At 40.8% G+C, this 23812-nt stretch carries 20 protein-coding genes; 8 read left to right on the forward strand and 12 right to left on the reverse strand.

Annotated features, from left to right (window positions below; genetic code table 11):
- The first annotated feature begins 316 nt into the window (after positions 1-316).
- On the forward strand, positions 317-1471 hold the full coding sequence (locus B879_RS10750) for an alpha-amylase family protein (RefSeq protein WP_009185206.1): 1155 nt from the start codon (positions 317-319) through the stop codon (positions 1469-1471).
- Positions 1472-2032: 561 nt separating this feature from the next.
- Here B879_RS10750 and B879_RS10755 read toward each other — a convergent pair.
- Positions 2033-2758, reverse strand: coding sequence for a hypothetical protein (locus B879_RS10755; RefSeq protein ID WP_009185207.1), 726 nt, complete (start codon positions 2756-2758; stop codon positions 2033-2035).
- 201 nt (positions 2759-2959) lie between these two features.
- On the opposite strand from B879_RS10755, the gene B879_RS10760 reads away from it, so the two are divergent.
- Both B879_RS10760 and B879_RS10765 read left to right on the forward strand, forming a co-directional pair.
- Positions 2960-4012 (forward strand): alkane 1-monooxygenase, encoded by a 1053-nt coding sequence (locus B879_RS10760; protein WP_009185208.1) that lies wholly within the window; start codon positions 2960-2962, stop codon positions 4010-4012.
- Between the two features lie 399 nt (positions 4013-4411).
- On the forward strand, positions 4412-5242 hold the full coding sequence (locus tag B879_RS10765) for a tetratricopeptide repeat protein (protein WP_009185209.1): 831 nt from the start codon (positions 4412-4414) through the stop codon (positions 5240-5242).
- An 80-nt stretch (positions 5243-5322) separates the two neighbouring features.
- Here B879_RS10765 and B879_RS10770 read toward each other — a convergent pair whose 3' ends face one another.
- From B879_RS10770 to B879_RS10785, 4 genes are all read right to left on the reverse strand, one after another.
- Positions 5323-6555: an NADH:flavin oxidoreductase/NADH oxidase family protein gene (locus B879_RS10770; protein ID WP_009185210.1), complete on the reverse strand. Its 1233-nt coding sequence runs from the start codon at positions 6553-6555 to the stop codon at positions 5323-5325.
- 174 nt (positions 6556-6729) lie between these two features.
- Entirely contained in the window at positions 6730-7167 is a 438-nt protein-coding gene (locus B879_RS10775; RefSeq protein ID WP_009185211.1) for a MarR family winged helix-turn-helix transcriptional regulator, read from the reverse strand.
- Between the two features lie 35 nt (positions 7168-7202).
- Positions 7203-7685 (reverse strand): glutathione peroxidase, encoded by a 483-nt coding sequence (locus tag B879_RS10780; protein WP_009185212.1) that lies wholly within the window; start codon positions 7683-7685, stop codon positions 7203-7205.
- A 2-nt stretch (positions 7686-7687) separates the two neighbouring features.
- A complete protein-coding gene (locus B879_RS10785; protein WP_009185213.1) occupies positions 7688-8101 on the reverse strand; it encodes an organic hydroperoxide resistance protein in 414 nt (137 codons plus the stop codon).
- Positions 8102-8408: 307 nt separating this feature from the next.
- Between B879_RS10785 and B879_RS10790 the strand changes: the two genes are divergently transcribed.
- The gene (locus tag B879_RS10790; RefSeq protein WP_009185214.1) at positions 8409-8711 is read left to right on the forward strand and encodes a GIY-YIG nuclease family protein; all 303 of its coding nucleotides are present in this window, start codon (positions 8409-8411) and stop codon (positions 8709-8711) included.
- A 336-nt stretch (positions 8712-9047) separates the two neighbouring features.
- On the opposite strand, the gene B879_RS10795 is transcribed toward B879_RS10790, so the two are convergent.
- The 5 genes from B879_RS10795 to tsaD form a co-directional block, all read right to left on the reverse strand.
- The gene (locus B879_RS10795) at positions 9048-10100 is read right to left on the reverse strand and encodes a M42 family metallopeptidase (RefSeq protein WP_009185215.1); all 1053 of its coding nucleotides are present in this window, start codon (positions 10098-10100) and stop codon (positions 9048-9050) included.
- 131 nt (positions 10101-10231) lie between these two features.
- A complete protein-coding gene (locus B879_RS10800; RefSeq protein WP_009185216.1) occupies positions 10232-12115 on the reverse strand; it encodes an amidophosphoribosyltransferase in 1884 nt (627 codons plus the stop codon).
- Between the two features lie 217 nt (positions 12116-12332).
- Entirely contained in the window at positions 12333-12839 is a 507-nt protein-coding gene (locus tag B879_RS10805) for an HNH endonuclease (protein WP_009185217.1), read from the reverse strand.
- A gap of 56 nt (positions 12840-12895) precedes the next feature.
- Positions 12896-13363, reverse strand: a complete 468-nt coding sequence (smpB, locus tag B879_RS10810; protein WP_009185218.1) for an SsrA-binding protein SmpB — start codon at positions 13361-13363, stop codon at positions 12896-12898.
- Positions 13364-13666: 303 nt separating this feature from the next.
- Positions 13667-14671, reverse strand: a complete 1005-nt coding sequence (gene tsaD / locus B879_RS10815) for a tRNA (adenosine(37)-N6)-threonylcarbamoyltransferase complex transferase subunit TsaD (protein ID WP_009185219.1) — start codon at positions 14669-14671, stop codon at positions 13667-13669.
- Positions 14672-14776: 105 nt separating this feature from the next.
- Between tsaD and B879_RS10820 the strand changes: the two genes are divergently transcribed.
- From B879_RS10820 to B879_RS10835, 4 genes are read left to right on the forward strand one after another with little or no spacing between them, the layout of a single operon-like run.
- Positions 14777-19303: a translocation/assembly module TamB domain-containing protein gene (locus B879_RS10820; RefSeq protein WP_009185220.1), complete on the forward strand. Its 4527-nt coding sequence runs from the start codon at positions 14777-14779 to the stop codon at positions 19301-19303.
- Positions 19304-19351: 48 nt separating this feature from the next.
- Positions 19352-20653 (forward strand): cryptochrome/photolyase family protein, encoded by a 1302-nt coding sequence (locus tag B879_RS10825; protein WP_009185221.1) that lies wholly within the window; start codon positions 19352-19354, stop codon positions 20651-20653.
- Positions 20650-21600 (forward strand): Smr/MutS family protein, encoded by a 951-nt coding sequence (locus B879_RS10830; protein ID WP_009185222.1) that lies wholly within the window; start codon positions 20650-20652, stop codon positions 21598-21600. The genes B879_RS10825 and B879_RS10830 overlap by 4 nt, the downstream gene beginning before the upstream one ends.
- A gap of 2 nt (positions 21601-21602) precedes the next feature.
- Complete coding sequence (locus B879_RS10835) at positions 21603-22436, forward strand: hypothetical protein (RefSeq protein ID WP_009185223.1); 834 nt, start codon at positions 21603-21605, stop codon at positions 22434-22436.
- Between the two features lie 10 nt (positions 22437-22446).
- Here B879_RS10835 and B879_RS23515 read toward each other — a convergent pair whose 3' ends face one another.
- Both B879_RS23515 and B879_RS23520 read right to left on the reverse strand, forming a co-directional pair.
- Complete coding sequence (locus B879_RS23515; protein ID WP_009185224.1) at positions 22447-23052, reverse strand: hypothetical protein; 606 nt, start codon at positions 23050-23052, stop codon at positions 22447-22449.
- The gene (locus tag B879_RS23520) at positions 23036-23800 is read right to left on the reverse strand and encodes a cellulose synthase family protein (RefSeq protein ID WP_306413696.1); all 765 of its coding nucleotides are present in this window, start codon (positions 23798-23800) and stop codon (positions 23036-23038) included. Before B879_RS23520 ends, B879_RS23515 begins: the two co-directional genes overlap by 17 nt.
- Positions 23801-23812: the final 12 nt, after the last annotated feature.

The raw sequence follows: 23812 nt of genomic DNA on the forward strand, positions 1-23812 counted from the left end.
CCTCCATCACGCTATTTCAACCTAAAATTTACGATTTTAAAGAACTTAATCAAATTCCAAACTAATGAAATGGGATTATTGGGATAGGGATTGAAACATCAATTCCAAATACCCTTTTGCCTTCTTCACATGGCTAAGTTTTGTTCCCGCTTCCCTATCCGATTGGGTATTTAAAAAGCAAAATTGGCCCGGACATTGGCACGCAGGGCCTTGTAATACCAGAGTAATTTCGGGCTTGCAATTCAAAAAACAAATGATTTTGCACAGGCTTTTGAAAAAACAACTTATCTTATATTCACCTTAGCCAATAATAACCATGAGAACCTATCTGTTGATCCTTTCAGCTTTCCTTTTTATATCCTGTTCCAAAAAAGCAGAAAATGAACCTGAAAAAGACTTTATTAAAGGCGTCTATGGCCATCCAGCCGCCTTACTGGATATGGGTTACCGCTTTGATTCCCTTGGGATCAATGCGGTTTTTGTCAGGAGCATTTCACTCAACCCAACTTTTTTTACCACCGCAAAAGAACAGGAGGCAGCGGTGTACGTGGAATTCCCCACACTCAATGGCAAGGGCTATGTCGAAGCACATCCCGATGCCTGGCCCATTGATGAAAAAGGCCAACCTTCTCCTCCGGCAGACTGGTTTATGGGTGTATGCCCTACCCATCCCGGTTTCAAGGAATTCCGTTCCCAACAGCTTTGGGAGATTTTGAAGGAGTATGCCGTTGACGGAATCTTTTTGGATTATGTGCATTGGCATGCACAGTTTGAAACCAAGGACCCGATTTTACCCGAAACCTGTTTCTGCGAGCGCTGTACTGCTATTTTTGGGGAGGGAATCAACCAAGAAATCCCAGGGGAAAGTATCGCTGAAAAAGCGGATTGGATCCTTAGCCATGAAGACAAGGCCTGGAGAAAATGGAGGGCGGATATTTTAAATGGCTGGGTAGAAGATATGGGCAAGATTGTCAAAGCAGAACAGCCTCAGGCCAAGCTGGGCGTATTTTATTGTTCCTGGTACCCCGCTGATTATGATTCGGCTTTGTACAATACCTTAGGCATTGACCCTATGGCTTTTGCCCAAAGGGCAGATGTGCTATCTCCTATGCTTTTTCACAGCATGAAGGAAAGGCCTACATCCTGGGTAGGGGAATATGTGAGTTGGTTGGGGGAGGTTTTAGGGTCTAAAGACAGGTCCAAGTCTGAAGAATGGTCCAAGTCTGAAGGGTCCAAGCCTGTTTGGACAGGCGGGTCTGAAGACTTGAACCAGTTCGAGTTTGTGGACATCTGGCCCATAGTACAGGCCCATAACAGTCCTGGGACGGTCAGTCCGGAGGAATTCCATCAGGTGTTGATGGAAGGGTCCAAAAGCCCCGCTTCAGGAATCATGATGTTTTCTGCGGAGTCCATTGCCCAGGAACCAGCAAAAATCGAGGTGCTAAGACAATTTTACCGCCATAAAAATTGAAAAGATTAAATTCGGGTTCTTAGACATCATTTAAAAAAATATTTAGTTACTATCATAATATTCTTGACAAAAAGTGTTTGGTAAAAATCGCGATATTGAGAACGAAATCGTCTTAATAGGGCGGGGAGGAATGAATTTCGTCCGGGCCGGTGTTGGCCTTGTGGGGGGAAGGATTCGAAATTCTTGATCTTTTTGGTTACTTTTTGTATCAAGACAAAAAGTGACAAAGAGAAAATGTTAAAAATCTACTCAGTTCGGTTAAATTGAAATTTATATTTTGATCCCTATTACAGGTATGTTAGATGGAACATTATAGTTCTTTGTCGCATGTCCTGGTGGATGTCGGAAAGAGTACAAAAAACCACAAAAGGACACAATAGTCACAAAAGAATGGTAGTAAACCGTTTAAAGGCATATTGACTTTTGTTTCTTTTCCCGAACTTCGGGACAACTTGTGGTTCAAAAAAAAGCCTCTAATCTCTTAATAATTGACCTGTAATATGAAGTTGCTTAGTAATTTGAATACAAAGTGGGGAAAGATGAATTCAATTAGAAAGCCTATTACTTCTCTCTCAAAAAAACAGTCTTATGCATTCTTTCATAAACAATTAGTGAATCTCCAAATATCTCATAGGTAACTTGTTCACTCGTATTTATCGAAGGGACTTTAAGGTTTAATTTTTTATTTGAAATAGTAGAATAATAAAAGATAGGTATATCAGTAAATTGAAATTCACCTCCATTTTTTCTATCAAGATCTCTAAAAAACCTCGAATCATGGATATACCGACCATCTTTTGTATAGACTACTTTATAGTTTTTGGATGAATTATCAAGCGCTTTATTCAAAGAACCATCTAGATTATAAGTCTGCTTTTCTTTCCAAGTTCCAATCAATCTTTTATCAATTTCTTCCTTAATGGATGATGATTTTAAACCTACTGAGGATTTATTTAAAGAAGAAAAACTTACCTTATGCTTCTCCTGTTCCAATACGAATTCTAAAGTGAGCATGTCTCCTTCTCTTTTTGCAAATACCTCAAGTTCTTCTCCATCATTTAAAGGGATTTCAAAAGACAATCCATTGGATTTTTTCATTCCAACACTCAGAATTGATGTATTCTCTCCTGTATGTAAAGTAACTTTATAATGCTTGTTATCTTTTTCAATTAGTATCAAATCATGAGAACCTATCAAGCTTCCAAGATATGTCCCTTCAAAATTTTGACTAAAGGAAGGTAACCTCATAAAGAAACTTAGAAATAATAGCAACAAAAACGCTCTCATTACGAATTTATTTTTTAGCTTAAAAATTTATTTAGCTCTATAATTTTTCTTAAATAACTTAAAACTTAGCTAAAAATAAAAGCAGGCAAAATAATTTCTAAGTCTAACCCTTAACTTATCCGTTTAATTAATCGGATAAATTGTTTTTCGTATATTGTATTGAAGTTTTCAATACCTTGATCATTTGATGAATAACCCAAAATGAAAGACCTCAAATACCTACTCGCCTACTCCATACCGCTGTCCGCAGTACTGGCCTTGTTATGGCAGGGATGGTGGTCCTGGGCCACGGTGATTTTGGCCTTTGGCATATTCCCACTGCTTGATGCGCTTATTCCAGCCTCCACAGAAAACTATTCCGAAAGGGAAGAAAAAAGCAGGTTGTCCAACCGCTTTTTTGACCTACTCCTTTACCTCTGTGCCCCCATCTGTTTTGTTCTGGTTTTTTTCTATTTTAAAACCATACAAACAGGTGGTTTGGCCACTTACGAATGGCTGGGGCTGACTTTCAGTATAGGTGTAGTCTTAGGGGCATTGGGTATCAATGTGGCACACGAATTGGGACATCGGGCCAATAAATGGGAGCAGTTTTTGGCAAAGGCAGGTTTACTGACTGTGCTTTACCAACACTTTTTCATCGAACACAACAGGGGTCACCACAAGCATGTCTCTACAGACAAGGACCCAGCTACCGCCAGAAAAAATGAATGGGTTTATGCCTTTTTCTTCCGTTCTATTATTGGACAATACATCAGCGCCTGGCAATTGGAAAATGATCGCTTGCGCAAAAAAGGGCTTTCTCTTTTTTCCTGGGAAAATGAAATGATCCGCTTTACAGTTTACCAAACGGCTTATCTGCTGGTAGTTGTCGGAATATTCGGTTGGGGCATGCTGCCATATGCCTTGGCCATTGCCTTGATCGGGGTGTTGCTATTGGAAACCATCAATTACATCGAACACTATGGTTTGAGAAGGAAAATGCTGCCCAGCGGAAGGCCTGAGCGGGTGCTTCCCAAGCATTCCTGGAATTCTGACCATGAAATGGGCAGGATTGTGCTTTTTGAACTGACCAGACATTCAGACCATCACTATTTGGCATCAAGAAAATACCAAATCCTTCGGCACATGGAGGAAAGTCCGCAATTGCCTACCGGATATCCCGGCAGCATGCTGATGGCTTTGGTACCTCCGCTTTGGTTTTTGGTGATGAATAAAAGGTTGGAAGATCAAGCCCGTCAATTGGAGCTCCCTTAATTTCCAAATTAATTTAAACCACATAGAAACATAGAATACATAGCAAGAATCCAGCACATAATACGGTCATCAGAGCCAGGCCGGTCCAAAACCAAAAACGATATCAGAAATGGTAAAACTATGTTGGCTATGTCACTATGTGGTCCAAAAGTTTACCCAAAATCCCACCGGTACGCCATTAATTTTGCCACAACTTGTCCCGCATGCGGGATAGAATCATAGGACAAATAGCGCAAGCGAATTCTCTTGGCTAAACTCCACTGCTTTAAAGCGCATCAAACCATGTTTTCTTTGTCGCTAGGTGGTAAAAAAATAAATACTTACTAGAAAAACCCATAACTAAACTAAGCTTATGCTAGTGCTTTCAAAATCTTGGAATTCGGTTTAAATTTACCTGAAATGATAAAAGCATTATCCAGTTTTCTACTACTGACCTTTTTGAGCCAATTCAGCTATGGCCAGGAAAAAAATTTCACTTATGGCACCAACAATGCCGAAGCTTTGAGGTATTATGAACAAGGCTGGGAGTACATTCTGGACAAAGGCGAGTGGCAAAAAGCAGAAGATGCTTTCAGATCGGCGGTAGCCATAGACCCGGAATTCCTTTTGGGCTGGAGCCAAGTGGGCAGGATCAGTCATGATCCGGAAGAAAGGGCTGCCATTTTCACTAAACTCAAGCAACAAAAAGAAAAATTGAATGACTGGGAAAAAGGGTTGTTGGAGGTGTATCTCGCAAGTTTGGAAATCATCGATGCCAAGGACAGGGGCATTCCGATTACGCCGGAAAAAGTCAAGGCATTTTACCAGACCTCAGAACAAAATTTCTCGGAATTTCTGAAGCATTATCCTCATGAACGGTATGTGCATGCAGAGTACATTGAGGTGATTCATGGAATTTACGGCGCACAAGCAGGTTTGGACAGTTTGGAAAAACACCAAAAAGAGCGCCTGGAATTGATCCCTTTTCTCGTGAGTTACCAAGCCCAATTAATGGCAGAAACCAAGCAATTTGAACAAGCCCTCAAAACCGCCCTTCAACTGGAAAAACGTCTTGACAATCCCGATTTACCCATCATTCCTTTTACCTATGGATATATTGCATTTGAAAAGGGGGAATATGAGGTAGCTGCCATGCTCATCGACAAAACCCTAAGCCTAGACCCCAAGCATGTGATCGCCCAACGCCTCCAAAAAAAGATTCAGGATCAATTGAATCGGCCTGCTAAATAATATCCATCCATATCCCAATTTCTACCAATATCTTACTAAGAATCATCGGAGAAAATTGAAAATCAACCTATTCCCTATTATCAAGTCGCCCGCTCCCTGAGTACCCCTTTCCTTTTAAATACAAATCTGAATACATACTTCAAAAATACCCAAAAAGCAGACAAATTGGGCTTAGGACCCTTACATTCCCCGATCCGCTCCAACTGCTCCCTGTACCAAACCGTCTCCATCACACTCATCCGGTCTATGGGACCAAAACCGGTTTTCACTTTTTCGATCTTATGCAGGGGGTCTTTCCCCACCAAAAGTTGATGTGCAGCATCAGGCTCAATGGCCAATAAGCGGGCCAAACCCACCATATCCACATCTCCTGATGCAATGGCAGCTTTCATCCCCTGATAGCTTTTAAAACCTCCGGTAAGGACTAAGGGAACATCGACTGCTTTGCGGACCTTGACCGCAAAATCCATAAAGTAAGCCTCTCTTTCCAAAGTGCTCTGACTGGCTTTGCTGCCCACCATGGCCGGGGCTTCATAGGTACCTCCCGAAACTTCAATCAGGTCAATTCCCAAGTCTGTCAAAAGTTGTATGGTCTCTAAGGATTCTTCTTCCGTAAAGCCTCCCCTTTGAAAGTCTGCAGAGTTCAACTTGATACCCACTGGAAAATCCTTCCCAACAGCCTCCCTAATGGCCTTGTAAACCTCCCTGACAAATTTCCTGCGTTTTTCGGGACTGCCTCCCCAGTCATCAGTTCTTTGGTTGTGCTTGGGAGATAAAAACTGACTGACCAAATAGCCATGTGCCCCATGAATCTGTACACCTGAAAAACCGGCTTTTTTGACGACTTCAGATGCCTTTCCAAACCTCTTTACTATGTCCCAAATTTCATCTTCTTTCAGTTCCCTTGGCGTATCAAAAAAGGCCTGCATATCCTTTCGAAAGGGAATGGCTGATGGGGACACATTTTCTTTGTTCAGCCCTTTGGGTGCCTGCTTACCGGGATGGTTGAGTTGCACCCAACAATGCGTTCCATTCACCTTGGCGGCTGCTGCCCAAGTTTGCAAGGCTTCCAAGTGACGCTGATCTTCAACAACCACATTACCGGGTTCCCCCAAAGCCCTGCTGTCGATCATTACATTTCCAGTAACACATAAACCTATGCCTCCCTCTGCCCAAATACGGTACAATTTGGACAGGGCAGGTTTGGGAGAACCTCCTTTCTCCCCCAAACCTTCACTCATGGCCGATTTGAAAATTCTGTTTTTGATGACCGCCCCGCAAGGAAGCGTAAGGGATTGATCCAAAGGATTCATAGAGAAAATTTTATACTTGAACGTAAAGATTTTTGACTAAAACCTTAAAATAAACTTTTGCCGGAAGAAGCAAGCCTACCATTTTGTATGGCTCCAATATCTGACAATATCCAATATCCATAAATATCCGACCCACTAAGAATATGAATAATACAAAGAACTATTTCCTGCATTTCATTTATTCCCCATACATCCTATCCATTCCTGGATTTTATCCCGCATACCAAGCAATTCATCTAAATCAACTGCCATATCTCCCATATTTTCCAGCAGTTTTAATGGGACTGATGCCCCCGCAGCTTGTAATGCTTTCCCCTCCCGGGTCAGGTGGATCATCACTTTCCTTTCATCCTCCTTCGCCTTTTCCCTTTTGATCAGGTCCATGGTTTCCATTCTTTTCAACAAAGGCGTAACTGTATTGGTATTCAGGATAAGCTTTTCGGATATATCCTGAACCGCCAAACCATCTTTTTCCCAAAGCACCAAAAGGACAAGGTACTGTGGGTAAGTAATGCCCAATTTTTCCAAATAGGGCTGATAGGCCCTGGTGATCAACCTGGAGATGGCATAAAAGGGAAAACAAATCTGGTTTTCAAGTTTCAGCTGTTCCATGGTTTTGAAGGGTAGGATGAAATAACAACATTCCTTTAGCCTAATTTCTTACTTAAATAGGCATCAATGGCATCAGGCTTGGTTATCGGGGAGAAACGCTTAACCGGCCTTCCTTTATCATCGATCAGAAACTTGGTAAAGTTCCACTTGATCCTTGAACCCAAAATACCTCCCAACTTACCTTTCAGGTATTTGAAAATAGGATGCGCGGTACCCCCATTCACATCTACTTTGGCAAACATGGGGAAAGTCACGCCATAGTTGAGGACACAGCCTTCCGAAATGGATTTTTCATCTCCGGGTTCCTGATTGCCAAACTGATTGCAGGGAAACCCCAAAATCACCAGCCCTTTGTCTTTGTATTTTTCATAAAGCTTTTCCAGGCCCTCATATTGGGGTGTCAGACCACATTGGCTGGCAGTATTGACCACAAGGATGGTTTTTCCTTTGAACTCCTCCATGGACAACTCTTTGCCCTGAAGGGTTTTGGCTTTGAAATCATAAAAGGTAGTTGCCATAATCAGATCAGGTTAATTTTTACATCTACATTTCCTTTAATGGCCCTGGAGTAAGGGCAACTTTCATGAGCCAGATCGAGCAATTTTTTGGCTTCAGCTTCTTCCAAGCCATTGATCTCTACATCCAGAGTCACATCCAGGTCCCAAGCTGTAGGCGTTCCCTGTATCAGGGCTACATGGGCAGTCACTTTGGAGGAAATGGCCAATCGCTGGCTTTTGGCAATGTAATTGAGGGCATTGTCGAAGCAGGCTGCATAGCCGGCCGCAAACAACTGTTCGGGATTGGTATAGTTACCGCCTACCCCTCCAAATACTTTGGGCAACCGTACTTCCAGGTCCAAAACGCCATCTGTGGATTTTACCCTTCCGTTTCTTCCGCCAACCGCATAGGCGGATGTTTCAAATAATTTTTGCATAGGTGTTTTATTTATATCGCACGCGATGTAATAACAGGTTTTGTAGAAGAATGTTTTTATAAGGACAATTCTTTTTAATAAAACTAGAATCAAGCCATCCACCAGCAAAAGGCCAGCTACTCAAATAAGCCTCTCCTTTGTCACCTCGACGAAGGAGAGGTCTAAAACAAAGAAGATTTCTCTCCGCCACGGCGGATCTAAACGACAAGGGGAAGTCTTTGCTTTTATCAACCCATCTGAGCGAGGAGAGGTCTATTCAAAAAAAATTTTTACTATTTTTAGGTATAACTTTTAAGATTCCATTTTTATGAGAAGGCATGAATATTTTGTCTACATCTTAACAAATCAGAACAAAACAGTGCTCTACGTTGGGATGACAAATGACTTGTCAAGAAGATTATCGGAGCATACTGACAAATACAACCCCGAAGGCTTTACAGCAAAATACAAATGTAAATTCCTTTTGCACTGGGAATCGTATCAATATGTAAGGGATGCAATTGCCAGGGAAAAGGAAATCAAAAAATGGAGAAGGGAGAAAAAGGAAAAATTGATCAGTGAAAACAATCCAAACTGGGATTTTCTTAATAAAGAAGTTGTTGAAAATTGAGAAGATTTCTCTTTAAATTATAATTAGATTTCTCCCTCTGGTCGAAATGACAAAGAAAAGTCTTTGCTTATAGTTACCCCGCTTAGGAAGGATAACGTTTTTGAATCATCATTGAAACAAAGCCGTCCATCAGCAAAAGGCCAGCTATTTAAATAAGCATATCCTTGTCATTTCGAAGGAGGAACGACTGAGAAATCTAAGGGCTTCGGTTTAGGGTTTTGAGATTTCTTCCCGCAATGCTGCGGTACAGGCTCCTCTGGTCGGAATGACAAGGGGAAGTCTTTGGCATTAGTAAACCATCTGCTTGGGGATAACTTTTCCCTTCAACCAAAAAAATCAATGCCCCCAGTCATACCCTGCCATGTCTTCCAGGCAGGCTTTCAATAAAAGTATGCTATGGGCAATATCTTCTTTATGCGCCATTTCAATCACCTGATGCAAGTGCCTGGTCGGAATGGAAATCGCTCCGGCGATAGCCCCTTGTTTGCCCATTCGTTGTACACCGGCTGTATCAGTACCACCTGCTGTTAAAATTTCAGGCTGCCATTTGATGCGGTGATTATCCGCAGTCTGCTTCATAAAAGCGACCATCCTGTAATCACAGATCGTAGAAGCATCCATGATTTTTATGGCTGTACCTTTGCCCAATTCAGTAATCTTTTCGTGGGGCTGAGCGCCGGGCACGTCAAAAGCGATTGTGGTATCCAAAGCAATACCGAAGTCAGGATTGATACCATGAGCAGCCACATTGGCACCTCTCAACCCTACTTCTTCCTGTACGGTAAAAGTGGCATACACATCATAGGCAGGTTCTTTCAGCAGCTTTAATGTTTCCAACAAAATAAAAACGGCTACACGGTTATCAATTGATTTACAGTTGACACAATCTCCCATCTCCACCAACTCCCTGTCCCTGGTGATCGGATCCCCTATCGAGATGTATTTTTGAACCTCTTCCTTGGTCATTCCCAAATCAATAAAAAAATCCGTGGTTTTGGGGAGCTTGGTCTTTTCTTCAGGGCTCATCACATGGATGGGTTTGCTGCCCATCACGCCCAGTAAATCCTTTTTCCCATGGATGATTACACGTTGTGCGGTAAGCGTTTTGGGGTCAAAACCACCTAAGGTATGGAACCTTACAAAACCATTGTCATCAATATGTGTGACGATAAAGCCAATCTCATCCATATGCGCGGCCACCATAACTTTTTGGGCTTCAGGATTGTTTTTGGACTTTTTTACAGCAATCACATTGCCCAAATTATCGGTCCGAACCTCATCAACATAAGGCCCGACTGCTTCTATCACGAAATCCCGAACTCGTTTCTCATAGCCTGGGGCTCCTGCCAACTCACAAATTTCTTTTAAAAGTGCTGTATTTATTTCCATGTTCGATGCTTGCTTTTTCTTACGGTTGACGTTTTTTTAGTCCACCTTTTTCAGGCATTCAAATTTTAATACTTTGTACATGACATTTGGTACCTGCTTGGTACATTGTACTTGGTACTTGGTACATTATATCAATAAGCCCTTACGGTCTTTCCTTCCATAAAATTGGCAAATGCACGGTTTACAACCCGCATTCCTCCGGAGGTGGGAAAGTCACCTGTAAAATACCAGTCTCCCAAATGCTCAGGAATACACTTATGTAGATTTTCTACTGTTTGATAAATCACCTTCACCTCCGCTTTAATTTCGGATGTCGTGATAATATCAGCAATTTTATCTGAAATTTCCTGATCAGAAAAAGGTGCATACAGCAACTTCACATAATTCTCGGTCAAAATCTGCTGCGTGTTACACTTTTCATACACCTCCTCCAAAAGATAAGACATCCCTCTTTCTTTCAATAGCTCCAAGGTTGCCCTAAAGGCTATGAATTCCTTCATTTTGGACATATCTATGCCATAGCAATCCGGGAACCTGATCTGTGGTGCCGAAGATGCTATGACAATTCTTTTTGGATTAAGCTTATCTAATGTGGTAAGGATGCTTTTTTCAAGGGTGGTCCCTCTTACAATACTGTCATCAATCACCACCAAGGTATCAATTCCTGACCTGACCACTTCATAAGTGGTGTCGTACACATTGGCCACCATGGCATCCCTATCGGAGTCATTGGTAATAAAAGTTCTTAACTTCACGTCTTTACTGACCAGTTTTTCCACCCTTGGTCTAAAGCTCAGCAAAGACTCAGGGTCTTCCAAATGAGGCTTCCCCTCCAATAATACTTCCTTTCGTTTTGCAGCCAGGTAATCTTCCAAGCCTTCAATCATTCCCAGAAATGCGGTCTCTGCCGTATTGGGGATATAAGAGAATACGGTATTTTTAAGATCAAAATCAATTGCCTGAAGGATCTGTGGCACCAAGGCCCTACCCAACATTTTCCTCTCCCTATAAATTCCGGGATCGGTACCTCGGGAAAAATAGATCCGCTCAAAACTACAGGACTTTTTCTCTCTTGCCGGTAAAATTTCATGCTCTGCATAGGAGCCGTCTTTATTGATGACCAATGCGTGCCCTGGCTGTATCTCCTTAATTTCTTTATAATCAATGTTAAATGCAGACTTGATGGCCGGCTTTTCTGAAGCCACCACCACGATTTCATCATCCGCATAGTAATAAGCTGGCCTAATGCCCGAAGGATCCCTGACCACAAAGCTGGAGCCATTACCAATCAATCCAGCCATGGCATATCCTCCATCAAAATCCCTGCAGGACCTTCTTAAAATTCTGGCTACATCCAGTTCATTTTCGATGACAGCAGTAATCTGTTCGTTGGAATATTGGTGTTTGTATTTGTCAAAAATACGCTGGTTTTCTTCATCCAAAAAATGTCCGATCTTTTCCATGACCGTAACCGTATCCGTTTTTTCTTTGGGGTGCTGACCCAGTTCCACCAGTCTTCCAAATAGTTCCTCTACATTGGTCATGTTGAAATTACCTGCCATGACCAAGTTTCTGCTTCTCCAGTTATTCTGCTTTAAAAAAGGATGGCAGGTTTCAATGCTATTTTCACCATGCGTGCCATATCTCAGGTGGCCTAACCAAACTTCTCCGGTAAAAGCAATATTTTCCTTCAGCCATTGGGCATCTAATACCCCCTTTTCTCCTCCTTGCTTTTTGGCCTTTTTATATTTTTTCTGGATTTTATCAAATATAAAATTTACTGCCTGGGGCTCAATGGACCGGTACCTGCTGATATATCGGGTACCAGGACTGGTGTTGATTTTAATATTGGCCACTCCTGCGCCATCCTGGCCCCTGTTGATCTGCTTTTGCATCAACACATAAAGCCTGTTTGGTATATACAGTGGAGAGCCATATTTGTCTATGTAGTACTGAGGATCCTTTCTTAATCGGATCATCGCTATACCACATTCGTGTTTGATTTGGTCACTCATTGGGTCTGGTGTGAGATATTCTGACGCAACAAAGTTAGCTCTTTTTTAGAAGTTTAAGGAAGTAAATGAAATTTGGTTTACATTTTATTTTGCCGGCAGCAAAAGAAGATCTCTCAGACCAACCAATTTCAGCCTATCTCCCAAACTCAATGTATTGCCCTATATTTAAAAATGGCCCAAGCTGAACCGTAAATTTCATTTCAATCTTTATGGAATTTCATGCCGTTCTGAAATCTAAAAAAGGCATCCATTCTTCTGCATGACGCTCCGCATATTCTGCAATAAAAAAGCTAAGTGAAGGTCTAAAAGGCTCAGTTCTTAATTTAAAACCAACTTGTTCAGGCGTTTTATCTCCTTTGTATATATTACATCGATTACATGCCGTAATCAGGTTCATCCAATTGGTCTTGCCGCCCTTGGATTTAGGAATAATGTGGTCGATGGTAAGATTTTTAACAGAACCGCAATACTGGCACTCATGTCCATCTCTTCGGAAAATATTGGCCCTATTTAACAGCACTCCCTTATAGGGAATACTCTTATACTCATTTAAACGAATGACCGCAGGATACCTAAACTCCATGGTCACTGTCCTCACTACCAAACTTTCGTAATAACTCAAACAACTTACTTTGTCTAAAATGGATAAAACAAGAGCCTTCTGTGCCGATACGATCGATATGGGCGAATGGTCCAGGTTCAAGACTAAAACACGTTTTTCCATAATCTACTAATTTATAATGTTTGATCGGAAAAACCTGTTGTTGAATAAATTTGTTTTTAAAAACGCATTCTATCCAGCTCTCTTTTTACATCTTTAGTCTTGATATCCTGCCGCTTATCGTGTAGCTTTTTGCCTCTTGCCAATGCTATTTCCAGCTTGGCCAAACCTTTATCGTTGATAAAAATACGAACAGGAATTATCGATAAGCCCTTTTCTTCAAATTTGGATTCAAGCTTATCCAATTCCTTCTTATTCAAAAGCAATTTTCTTTCTCTGACTGCATCATGGTTATAGCTTGATGCCATGCTGTAGGGCGCGATATGCATCTGTTTGATAAAAAGCTCACCTCTTTTGAAATAACAATAGGCCTCTGTTAAAGAAACCTTGCCTTCCCTGATGGATTTTATCTCGGTTCCTCTAAGCACAATCCCGGCCACAAAAGTATCTAAGAATTCAAATTCAAAACTTGCCTTCTTATTTCTGATGTTGATGATCTTGTCAAACTTCTTCTTCTCGTTCCCCATTGATTTTTACTCCATCCTATTTTTAAAATTCAGTCCATTTTCAATCCTATTGTTAAATTGTCACGTCCTGATTTTACTTGACACTTACTTTATTTTCTTCTCTAGAGTTCGTTTCCCTTGGAGTCGGGATTCCCGAATATCAAATTTGCCTCTCCCACCCAGGGCAAATAACCTAAAGGGATTAAACCCCTATCGGGGTTGTTTTGTCACTATTTTAAGCAATTACCTTAATGAATTCCTTAAAACCTTAACTCCTTAATGGTTCCGAAATCCGACTTCCGAAATCAACCCTCTCCCTTCTCCCTAAAACTTCATCCTCGCCTCGGGCACCACATCCAGTCCGGAGAATTCCCCTTTTTGATATTTGAAATGTGCTGCCATAGCGATCATGGCCGCGTTATCCGTACAATACTCAAACTTGGGGATGTAAATTTTCCACCCTTGCTTGTCAGCCATCATCTTTAACGCTTCTCTTAGCCCTGAGTTAGCAGATACCCCTCCGGCAATGGCAATTTCCTTTACATTATGCATTTGCGCTGCCTTCTTCAACTTCTGCAAGAGTGTTTTGACCAATGTGTGCTGAATTGACGCACAAATATCCGCTAAGTTTTCGGTTATAAAACCGGGATTGTCTTTGATCTGATCCCTGAGGAAATACAAGACGGCTGTTTTGATACCTGAAAAAGAAAAATTCAACCCAGGGATATCTGATATGGGAAATTCATAAGCATTTGGATTGCCTTCTTTCGCATATTTATCTATTAAAGGTCCGCCAGGATAAGGCAAACCAAGCAATTTGGCAGTTTTATCAAAAGCCTCCCCCACTGCATCATCTGTAGTCTCCCCTATGATTTCCATATCCAGGTAATCTTTTACCAAAACCAACTGTGTATGCCCTCCACTAACCGTCAAACATACAAATGGAAACTTGGGCTGGGGTGAATCAATGAAATGGGCCAATATATGCGCCTGCATATGGTTGACCTCAATCAGTGGAATACCCAGCGCATAAGCAAATGATTTGGCAAAGGAGACCCCAACCATTAGAGACCCCATCAATCCTGGACCTTTGGTAAAGGCCACGGCATGCAGATCCTTTTTCAAAATACCAGAATCATTCATGGCCTCAGCTACAACCGGAATTAGGTGTTGTTGATGTGCCCGAGAGGCGAGCTCAGGAACCACGCCCCCATATTTTTCGTGTACTGATTGCGTGGCGATTATATTATTGAGTATTTTGCCATCAGAAATTACTGCTGCTGACGTTTCATCACAAGATGACTCTATTGCCAGTATATTGACCTTCATTACGCTTGTTCCTTGGAAAAGAACCCGAAAGTTACGGAAATTTTGCTGAAAGCCTTTAGGGTGAGCTTTAGGTTATTACTTTTCCTCATTCTTGGTATAGTAATCATGGCTACCCTTTTGCAGATACCTGGTATACAGACCAAGGTAATAGGTTGGGCTACGACTTATATTTCCAATAATACAGGCTTTTCCACAAATATTTCCAAAGTAAGAATCAGGTGGTGGGATGCCATTTCCTTAAATGATGTGGTCATCTATGACCATCAGGACAGCTTGATGATTGACCTGGAAGAGGTTTACATTGATTTTTCCCTACAGGGGCTTTTTGACAGGGTCAACCCCTCACTCGACCAAATCAAAATGCAAGGTGGTAACGTCAGGCTGATCTCGCATGATGATGAATTCCAGATCAACATATCGGAATTCTTCAGTCGCTTGAACAATTTGCTGCCCGGTAAAAAAGACCCTAACAAACCTCCTGTAAAATTCCTTATTGATAATATATTTTTTGATGAAACTTCTTTGGACATTTTAAATTATGCTGCTTTACCCGTGCAATCCGGATTTGATTACAACAACCTTAAATTCAGGGATCTAATCGCTGATGCAGATAATTTTTTAACAGAAGGTCCAAAGATCAGCATGAAGGTAAATTACCTCCGGGGGATAGAATCTAACTCTGGGATGGTTTTCCACCAACTGAAAACGGACTTTACGTATGCACCAAACTTCATGGAGTTCAGCGACCTGTTTTTAAGGTCCAATCAGACAGAAATCAAAGATTACCTGCGGTTTGACTTTGACTCTACTGAATCCCTTTCCAACTTCACAACTGAAGTACGCATCACTGCCAAATTGGATGAGTCCGCCTTAAATATTCAAGACTTAGGTTTTTTTTCGGATGCGCTACCAGATATTGAAGACAGGATTTTTCTCAGCGGTGAAATCAGAGGTACAGTTGCCAACCTCAGCTCTGAACAATTGTTGATCAGGTTTGGTAGGAGAAGTGCGCTATTTGGCAGATTCAAAATCGATGGCCTCCCAAATCTGAATGAAACCTTCTTCCAAATGTCCCTGATGAATTCAGTATTGAATAGTTCAGACCTTTCTCCCTACATATCAAAAGAGGCACAAAGAGAAATCAATAAATTCAGAGATATCCGCTTTGACACTGATTTCTCCGGCTACCTTCATTTTTTTACAGCAAATGGTAATTTTAGAACCGGCATCGGCAATATTATTGGAAGGTTGAATTACAGGACCATTGATAATGAGCCCACCTACTCGGGAAAAGTCGAATTGAGAAACCTGGATATCGGGGTGTTATTGGAAGATAGGCAAAGATTCCAAAAAGTCAATTTGACCGGGAACATCAAAGGCAGAGGACTGACTATTGTTGATGCACTGATTGAAGTCGATGCCGATATAAAAAATGCCGGAGTAAACGGCTACAATTATACCAACATAAAAACAGATGCTACATACGGCCGGGACCTTTTCAGTGGTAATCTGATGGTCAACGACCCCAACCTAAAAGGAGAAGCAAGAGGTATTCTTGATCTCCGTGATGGAAAAGACTCCATACGCCTAAATGTTCAACTGGACACCGCTTTCCTGCAGCCATTGGGATTCCTGGAAAAAGAATCTTTTGCCAGTGGAAAAATTGAGATGGACACCAAGGGCATCACCTTGGACAACATAGAGGGAATAGCCCGGTTTAGCGATGTAAACCTCATTTATGAAAGCCGAAGTTTTTACATTGACAACTTCTTTTTTCAATCTCTCTTTACAGATGACACCAGAGTCATTTCACTCAATTCGGATTTATTGGTTGCTGGGATTTCCGGAAACTTTGAAGTAAAAAGGCTAATCAATGATGTGGAAATTTTAGGCAAGGAATATTGGGCCATATTGACCAATGCGGAAAAACCTCAAACACAAATCGCAAGACGCATATCCGAACCCTACAACATTGACATCAATATGAACTTTATTGATATCAACCCCATCATCAACCTTTTTGAACCAAAAGCTTCTATCTCCAAAAACACCTTGATCGAAGGAGCCTTTTACCAAACTCCTGACAATACCATTCTCAATTTTTTTTCCAGCATTGACTCCATTTATTACAATGGAAACTTTTTATTTGACACCAACCTGGACTTCAACACCTCTAAATTGGTCTATGAGGATGATGTTTTGGCCTCTTTTTATGTTTACTCTAAAAAGCAAGTGCTTAATTCCGGTTTGACCTTCAACAACCTGATCATGGAAGCCATATGGGATCAGACCAATATTGATTTTACCTACCAACAAGACCAATTGGCGACTGGAAGTTATGTCAGGATAAAAAATGAAATTACTGTATATCCTGACCACACCACCATCATTTTTGACCCTTCTGAATTAAAAGTTTTAGACAAAACTTGGAGATTCGACCCCGATAATCTCATCTACATTACAGGAAAAAACCTACTTTTCAATAACCTGAAACTCTATTATCAAGATCAATTCATCTCCTTGAACGGCAATATTTCTGACAATCCGAATGATGTTTTGGGTCTTGAAATTCATCAGCTCAACTTGGATTTCTTTAATACACTCAGTACCAGAGAATTTACCGGTGCTGCCAACGGACAATTTGGACTCAGCAATTTCTATGAAAAACTTGGAGTAAACGGTCAGATCCAGATCGATGATGTCTACATCAACAACTTTTTAATTGGAAACATCGAAGCGGCGACTTACTTCTCCGACAAATTGATCAATCTGGGATTGAACAATTTCAGAGATGGAGAAAAAGTGATTGCCATTAATGGTTACTTGGGCAGTGAAGACGAGGAATTGGCACTGAAAGCCAGTTTAAAAGAAGCTAATCTTTCCATTCTGGAACCATTTTTATCTGATTACCTGACGCAGATGGGCGGAACGGTTTCCGGAGAACTGAATATAGAAGGAACACTAAACTTTCCTGTGGTAACAGGCACAGGCCAACTTAATGGGGGAACTGTTTTAATCAATTACCTCAATACCTTCTACACCGTTGACGGAAACATCGTCTTCGGTACCAATGAAATCAGTTTCAGGGAACTACAATTACGTGATGTGAATGGCAACCTGGCGAGAATGCGCGGAGGTATTTCCCATGATTATTTCTCAGACTTCATCTTGGACATCAGTTCGAACCTGGATAAATTCCAAGTACTGAATACCACCATCCGCGATAATGACCTATTCTATGGTACTGCCTATGCCAGTGGATCCCTGAATATTTTCGGGGCAGCCAACAACTTGGATATTACAGCCCGTGCTACTTCACAACCCAATACTAGGATTTTTATTCCCTTTGGAAGCAGCAGTATTCAAGCCCAAGAAGATTTTATTAATATCATCAATGTCAGGGATACCAGCAGGGTTATCACTTTTGAGGAAAGTGTGGAAAAATTGGCCATCAATAATGTAAGGATGAACTTCAACCTGGATGTCACTCCTGATGCCTACGTAGAAATTCAAATCGATCCAAGGACAGGTGAGATCATACAGGGAAGGGGCCGTGGCGTGCTCAACCTTAATATCGACACCCAAGGTAATTTCTCGATGTTGGGGAATTATGAAATTACAGAAGCCAGATATAATTTTTCATTATACAATATTATCCGCAGAGAATTCATTGTTCAGCCTGGAGGACGCATTTCGTGGTTCGGAGATCCTTATGAAGGCACCATGGATATCAAGGCTTATTATCAGGAAAGCGTTTCCCTACAAAATCTGCAAAATATTCAACCTGGAGGAATTGAAGACCCCCAAATGCGAAGAAGATTTCCGCTAAGGGTACTTATGGACCTTAAAGGAAATTTACTATCCCCAGAAATCAGTTTCAGTTTTGATTTTAGTGAATTCCCGACCGAGGGAAATATACAAACCTATATTTCAGCTTTTCAAAACAGGATTGCCAATGACGAGCAAGAAAAAAACAGACAGGTTTTTTCAGTCATCATGATGCGCTCACTTTCTCCCGAAGGACAGTTTTCAGGAGTGGGCAATATTGCTACTTCCAACTTAAGCCAATTGCTTTCTTCTCAGTTGAACAGCTTTATTGCACAGGTAGACCAAAACCTTGAAGTGGACATTGACTTGGCCAATTTGGATCAAAGTGCATTGGAAACATTCCAGTTACGGGTAGCTTACACATTTTTAGATGGAAGGCTCCGGGTCAGTAGAGATGGGGGATTTACAGACCTACAAGGCAACGCCGATCTCAATAGCATTGCTGGAGACTGGCAGGCCGAATATTTACTGACGGAAGATGGCAGGTACAGAATGAGAATATATAACAGGAACAACTTCAACACCTTTACCTCACTATCATTGGCCAGAAATGTGGCCACTTATGGTGTATCCGTTTCCCAAAACCTATCTTTTAATTCCTTTGGTGAATTATGGGACAAAATAAGAAGCAAAGAAAAAGAAAGGTTGAGGATCAATGACACAGATGATTTTTTAAGGTATCAGTTTGAAGAAGAAAACGGATGGCAACCGATTCCACTGGAAAACCTGGATAAGCGGGTCAGTCCCTTGGATTATCAGATAGACCAGCCTGTAAAAATTCTCAGAAAAGAAGATGAGGAATAAACAATTTAGCCATAACTGACATTCAATACCTGTACAATAGTATTCATTATGAAAAAAGTCAGCATATTTTGGTTTAGAAGAGACCTACGGTTAGAAGACAATACAGGGCTGTATCATGCATACAACCAAGAAAAAAACATTCTCCCCATATTTATTTTCGACCGGGATATCCTAGATAAATTAGAGGACAAAAAGGACGCACGGGTAACTTTTATTCACCACCAAATTGATATCCTGCAAAAGCATTTACAAGGATTCGGGACTTCAATCCTAACGAAATACGGCAAGCCTTTAGAGGTTTGGAAGGAATTGTTGGATAGCTATGACATTGAAAATGTCTACACAAACCGTGACTATGAACCTTACGCAAAAGAAAGAGATAAAGAAGTTGCCGCATTATTGAAAAGCCATGGTGTTCAGTTTTTAGATTTTAAAGACCAGGTCATCTTTGAGAAAAGTGAAGTAGTCAATGGAAGTGGTGACTTTTACAAGGTATTCACGCCTTACAGTAAGGTTTGGTTGGAAAAATTCAACCAAAACCCTCCACAAATAGTGACGCTGGACAAAAGAAAGAATAACTTTGTCCAAGTAGAGCCTTTTCCAATCGTTAGTTTGGAAAGTATGGGCTTTGAGGAAAGTGACGTCAATATCCCTTTGCTTGAAATAGACAAAAACCTAATCCAACAATACGATAAAGTCAGAAACTTCCCAGCCATAAATGGGACGTCCAGATTAGGGATCCACTTGAGATTTGGAACAGTCAGTGTGAGAAAACTCGCACTTGAAGCAGCCAGATTAAACGCCACCTTTCTCAATGAATTGATATGGCGAGAATTTTACATGATGATCTTATACCATAATCCACAAGTTGTAGATAAAGCCTTCAAGCCTCAATACGATAATATCCCGTGGAGGAGGAATGAAGATGACTTCATTAAATGGTGTGAAGGCAAAACCGGTTATCCCATAGTTGATGCTGGTATGAGGGAATTGAATGCCACAGGATACATGCATAACCGGGTTAGGATGATTGTTGCCAGTTTTCTTACCAAACATTTATTGATTGACTGGAGGTGGGGAGAAGCGTATTTTGCTAAAAAATTATTGGACTTTGAGCTTTCCTCCAATAATGGCGGCTGGCAATGGGCGGCTGGCACAGGAACAGATGCACAGCCTTATTTCCGGGTGTTCAATCCGGAGTCCCAAACAGAAAAGTTTGATAAAGAGCTCAAGTACATTAAAAAATGGGTCCCTGAATATGGCACTAAAGATTATCCTGAACCTATGGTCGCCCATAAATTTGCCAGAGAAAGGGCCATAGCCACTTATAAAGAAGCATTGAAAGCATGAATATAGGAGATAGAGTAAGGTTATTACATGGAAATGAAGAGGGGGTTATCACCAAAATTTCCTCCGGTGGAAGGGTTGAAGTTGAAATTGAGGATGGCTTTAGGATACCTGCTCTCAAAAGCGAAGTTGTAGTGATTTCAGCTGTTGAAGGCCAATACTTTGGGCAAGTTGAAGCAAAAGAAAGCACTGGGATTATCAGTACGGCAACCCATACTGGTCCTGATGAAAAAAGCGTCTACTTATGCTATATCCCCCTCAATGATAAAGACCACAGTGTATACCTTTCCAACCAAGATGAAAGGGATTATTTGGTGATGGCTTCAGAGTTATATGGGGATAATAGACAGACCATTTTTTCTGAAATTCTGGCATCAAAAACAGCAAAAAAGATTGCTGAAAAGTCTATTCAAAATTTTGAGGAATGGCCTCCACTCTTGTTGCAGTTCTTTCCTATCCACAAAAAGATAGAGAAAAGTCAGCATTCCTTTGAAAGAAAAATCAAATTTAAAGCCTCTGCTTTTTTTAAAAGCAAAGGAAATGCTCCTGTGTTGAACAAAGCAGGGTATGTGTTTAGGATTTCCGAATCTGCTAAAGAAATTGACATCAGACAATTGAATGAAGAGTTGAATGAAAAGCATAAGGTAAGTCAACCTCAATTTCAAAAACCACCAAAAGAAATTGACCTACACATTGAAAAATTGACCAAAGACTATGAGTTTATGAGCAACTCAGAAATGCTTATGCTTCAAATGGAGACTTTTGACAAAAACCTTAATTATGCTATAGCCAGTGGAATGGACGAAATCACATTCATCCATGGAATTGGTAACGGCGTATTGAGAAAAGAAATCCATAAGTATCTTAGCCAATTAGAAAATATTAAGTATTTTCAGGACACACAGAAAAGCCGCTTTGGTTATGGCGCTACTTTAGTCCGGATTTCTTAAGCATGAAAGGAAAAATTTCCCCGATATTTTCGCTGTTCCAACATCATTTTGATGAAGCACGTGCAGCTTTTGATGCATTGAGTAAACAGTATCGTGGCAAGAAAGCCATTGAACTGGAAAACAGACTTATATTTTTGGAGATATATATTGATTTGTTGTCTCGCATTCATTTCAAAGAAGATAAGTTGAAATTTAGATTATTTTCTCCTTTCAAGCATATTTTCAAAGGCCTGAAGAAAACCAAACACCTCAAAATGATCATGGGGCAGCTTGAGGAAATAAAAACCCGGGAAAACAATACTTTTAACTCATATCAAAAGATACTGGAATCGGAAAAAAACAAATTGTACAGCGAGGTGTATGAATTGGTGGTTTCCTCTCCACTTAAAGTCTGGGAAGATTTATACCAAGAAGCATCCCACTATAGCAAAGGGATAAAACCCCTGATGATTAATACGGCTACCACACAGATCATTGATGAAGAATTAGGTTTTTTTAAAATTGAAAATAACGGGAAACTGGACAGCAAAAACCTCAAGGATATCTATGAGGGTCTTAGGGTGATTACCGCGCTTGAAAATCTCAGGATAGAGTCTGGCTTCAATCCTGTTTTTGTCCAAGAAGTTCATGACAGGATGAGTGAGCTCCAAAAAATAATGCTCAAGTGGTACGAAAACCATCTCTTCATGCAGCATTTAGGCGGGTACCTTACTGATAAAGAGGATATTTCAAAAAAGTACCTGGATCTTTTGGCAAATTTGCAGAACAATCGGAAAAACTTTTCAAAACAAATTGAAAGTAAATGTAACCTACTTTTTGAGCGTATCCTGGAATGATTTTGTTCAGCTATCTATTGAACACATAACTTCTTAAGGATGTCCAGGCAATGAGTGTATAGCCAAAAGCCAACATCACATGAAAAACCAGCATTTCATAAGTGCCTGTATAAATCGAAAGGACTACAATCAGTGTAAAGATCACTGCCAAAAGGACTTCAAAATAAGTTGTAGGTGGTATTTGTAGCTGGTTATAAACATTCTCTGTCCAAGTATTTTGAGACTTTAAATTGTACTTGGGCGTTCTTATGAACGGGGATTTCTTGCCTGTAATTCCTTCCCAAACCGCTTGACCATTATGAAGGGCTAGCCCCATGGACACCGATAAGAACAACGGGAGTTCCCATAGGTACCTAAAGGCTTTTTTCCAAGAAAAACCTGTTAACCCCATATTGCCGAAAAAATAAACCAGGGCAATGATGACAAAGCCAACTAGGAAAATTGCAGCAGCTTGAAATAAATCATGGGAAATAATACCCTTATAGAAAGCAAACCAAACGGGAATACTGCTCAGACTTACCAATAAAACTGCAATGAAAATGACAGCATTCAGCAGATGGGCAGTGGCATGAACTTTTTTTGCCCAGCCAAAATTTCCTTTAAGTACACTGAGCAAGTGTTTTTTTTGCACACTCTGCCCCTCCCTTTGTCCACCGAAACTGTTGGGATTTTATAGCGGACATAACCGGAGGAAGTTCAGCAGGCGATTCTATATCAGGCCTATAAATAAATTCCCAACCCTTTTTTTGTGCCCTGTAGCTCAAATCCAAATCCTCTGTCAAGGTATCATCCTCCCAATTGCCCGCATCTAAAATGCAAGCCCTCCGCCAAATTCCTCCTGTACCATTAAAATTGATAAAAGCCCCTTGAGCGTTTCTGCCAATTTGCTCCACCATAAAATGTGCATCCAGCGCAAAAGCCTGAAGCCTGGTCAAAAGCGAATAACCTTCATTCAAGTGCGTCCATCTGCTTTGCACCAAACCTACTTCTTCATCTACAAAAAAACCTACTGTCTTCATCAAAAACGTCGTATCAGGTACAAAATCAGCATCAAAAATGGCAATCAATTCTCCTTTTGCGCTTGCCAACCCATGTTTTAAAGCGCCAGCCTTAAACCCAGCCCTATCTTTTCTGTGGATATACTGAAAATCTATTTCTGGAAAACCCTTTATTTTTTTCTGAATGATCAAGGATGTCTCATCAGTACTGTCATCAAGGATTTGAATTTCCAATTTATCTTTGGGATATTCCAATTCAGCTACTGCTTCAATCAAGCGGTCTATGACATACTTTTCATTATAAACAGGTAATTGAACTGTTACTTTTGGCAAATCCAAAGGATCAGGTAAAATAAGGGGCTTCATCCTTTTTTTACT

The organism is Cecembia lonarensis LW9 (assembly GCF_000298295.1).
Taxonomy (GTDB): domain Bacteria; phylum Bacteroidota; class Bacteroidia; order Cytophagales; family Cyclobacteriaceae; genus Cecembia; species Cecembia lonarensis.

Coding starts and splice junctions, on each gene's coding strand:
- B879_RS10750 (WP_009185206.1), top strand. CDS start 317: ATGAGAACCTATCTGTTGATCCTTTCAGCTTTCCTTTTTATATCCTGT.
- B879_RS10755 (WP_009185207.1), bottom strand. CDS start 2,758: ATGAGAGCGTTTTTGTTGCTATTATTTCTAAGTTTCTTTATGAGGTTA.
- B879_RS10760 (WP_009185208.1), top strand. CDS start 2,960: ATGAAAGACCTCAAATACCTACTCGCCTACTCCATACCGCTGTCCGCA.
- B879_RS10765 (WP_009185209.1), top strand. CDS start 4,412: ATGATAAAAGCATTATCCAGTTTTCTACTACTGACCTTTTTGAGCCAA.
- B879_RS10770 (WP_009185210.1), bottom strand. CDS start 6,555: ATGAATCCTTTGGATCAATCCCTTACGCTTCCTTGCGGGGCGGTCATC.
- B879_RS10775 (WP_009185211.1), bottom strand. CDS start 7,167: ATGGAACAGCTGAAACTTGAAAACCAGATTTGTTTTCCCTTTTATGCC.
- B879_RS10780 (WP_009185212.1), bottom strand. CDS start 7,685: ATGGCAACTACCTTTTATGATTTCAAAGCCAAAACCCTTCAGGGCAAA.
- B879_RS10785 (WP_009185213.1), bottom strand. CDS start 8,101: ATGCAAAAATTATTTGAAACATCCGCCTATGCGGTTGGCGGAAGAAAC.
- B879_RS10790 (WP_009185214.1), top strand. CDS start 8,409: ATGAGAAGGCATGAATATTTTGTCTACATCTTAACAAATCAGAACAAA.
- B879_RS10795 (WP_009185215.1), bottom strand. CDS start 10,100: ATGGAAATAAATACAGCACTTTTAAAAGAAATTTGTGAGTTGGCAGGA.
- B879_RS10800 (WP_009185216.1), bottom strand. CDS start 12,115: ATGAGTGACCAAATCAAACACGAATGTGGTATAGCGATGATCCGATTA.
- B879_RS10805 (WP_009185217.1), bottom strand. CDS start 12,839: ATGGAAAAACGTGTTTTAGTCTTGAACCTGGACCATTCGCCCATATCG.
- smpB (WP_009185218.1), bottom strand. CDS start 13,363: ATGGGGAACGAGAAGAAGAAGTTTGACAAGATCATCAACATCAGAAAT.
- tsaD (WP_009185219.1), bottom strand. CDS start 14,671: ATGAAGGTCAATATACTGGCAATAGAGTCATCTTGTGATGAAACGTCA.
- B879_RS10820 (WP_009185220.1), top strand. CDS start 14,777: ATGGCTACCCTTTTGCAGATACCTGGTATACAGACCAAGGTAATAGGT.
- B879_RS10825 (WP_009185221.1), top strand. CDS start 19,352: ATGAAAAAAGTCAGCATATTTTGGTTTAGAAGAGACCTACGGTTAGAA.
- B879_RS10830 (WP_009185222.1), top strand. CDS start 20,650: ATGAATATAGGAGATAGAGTAAGGTTATTACATGGAAATGAAGAGGGG.
- B879_RS10835 (WP_009185223.1), top strand. CDS start 21,603: ATGAAAGGAAAAATTTCCCCGATATTTTCGCTGTTCCAACATCATTTT.
- B879_RS23520 (WP_306413696.1), bottom strand. CDS start 23,800: ATGAAGCCCCTTATTTTACCTGATCCTTTGGATTTGCCAAAAGTAACA.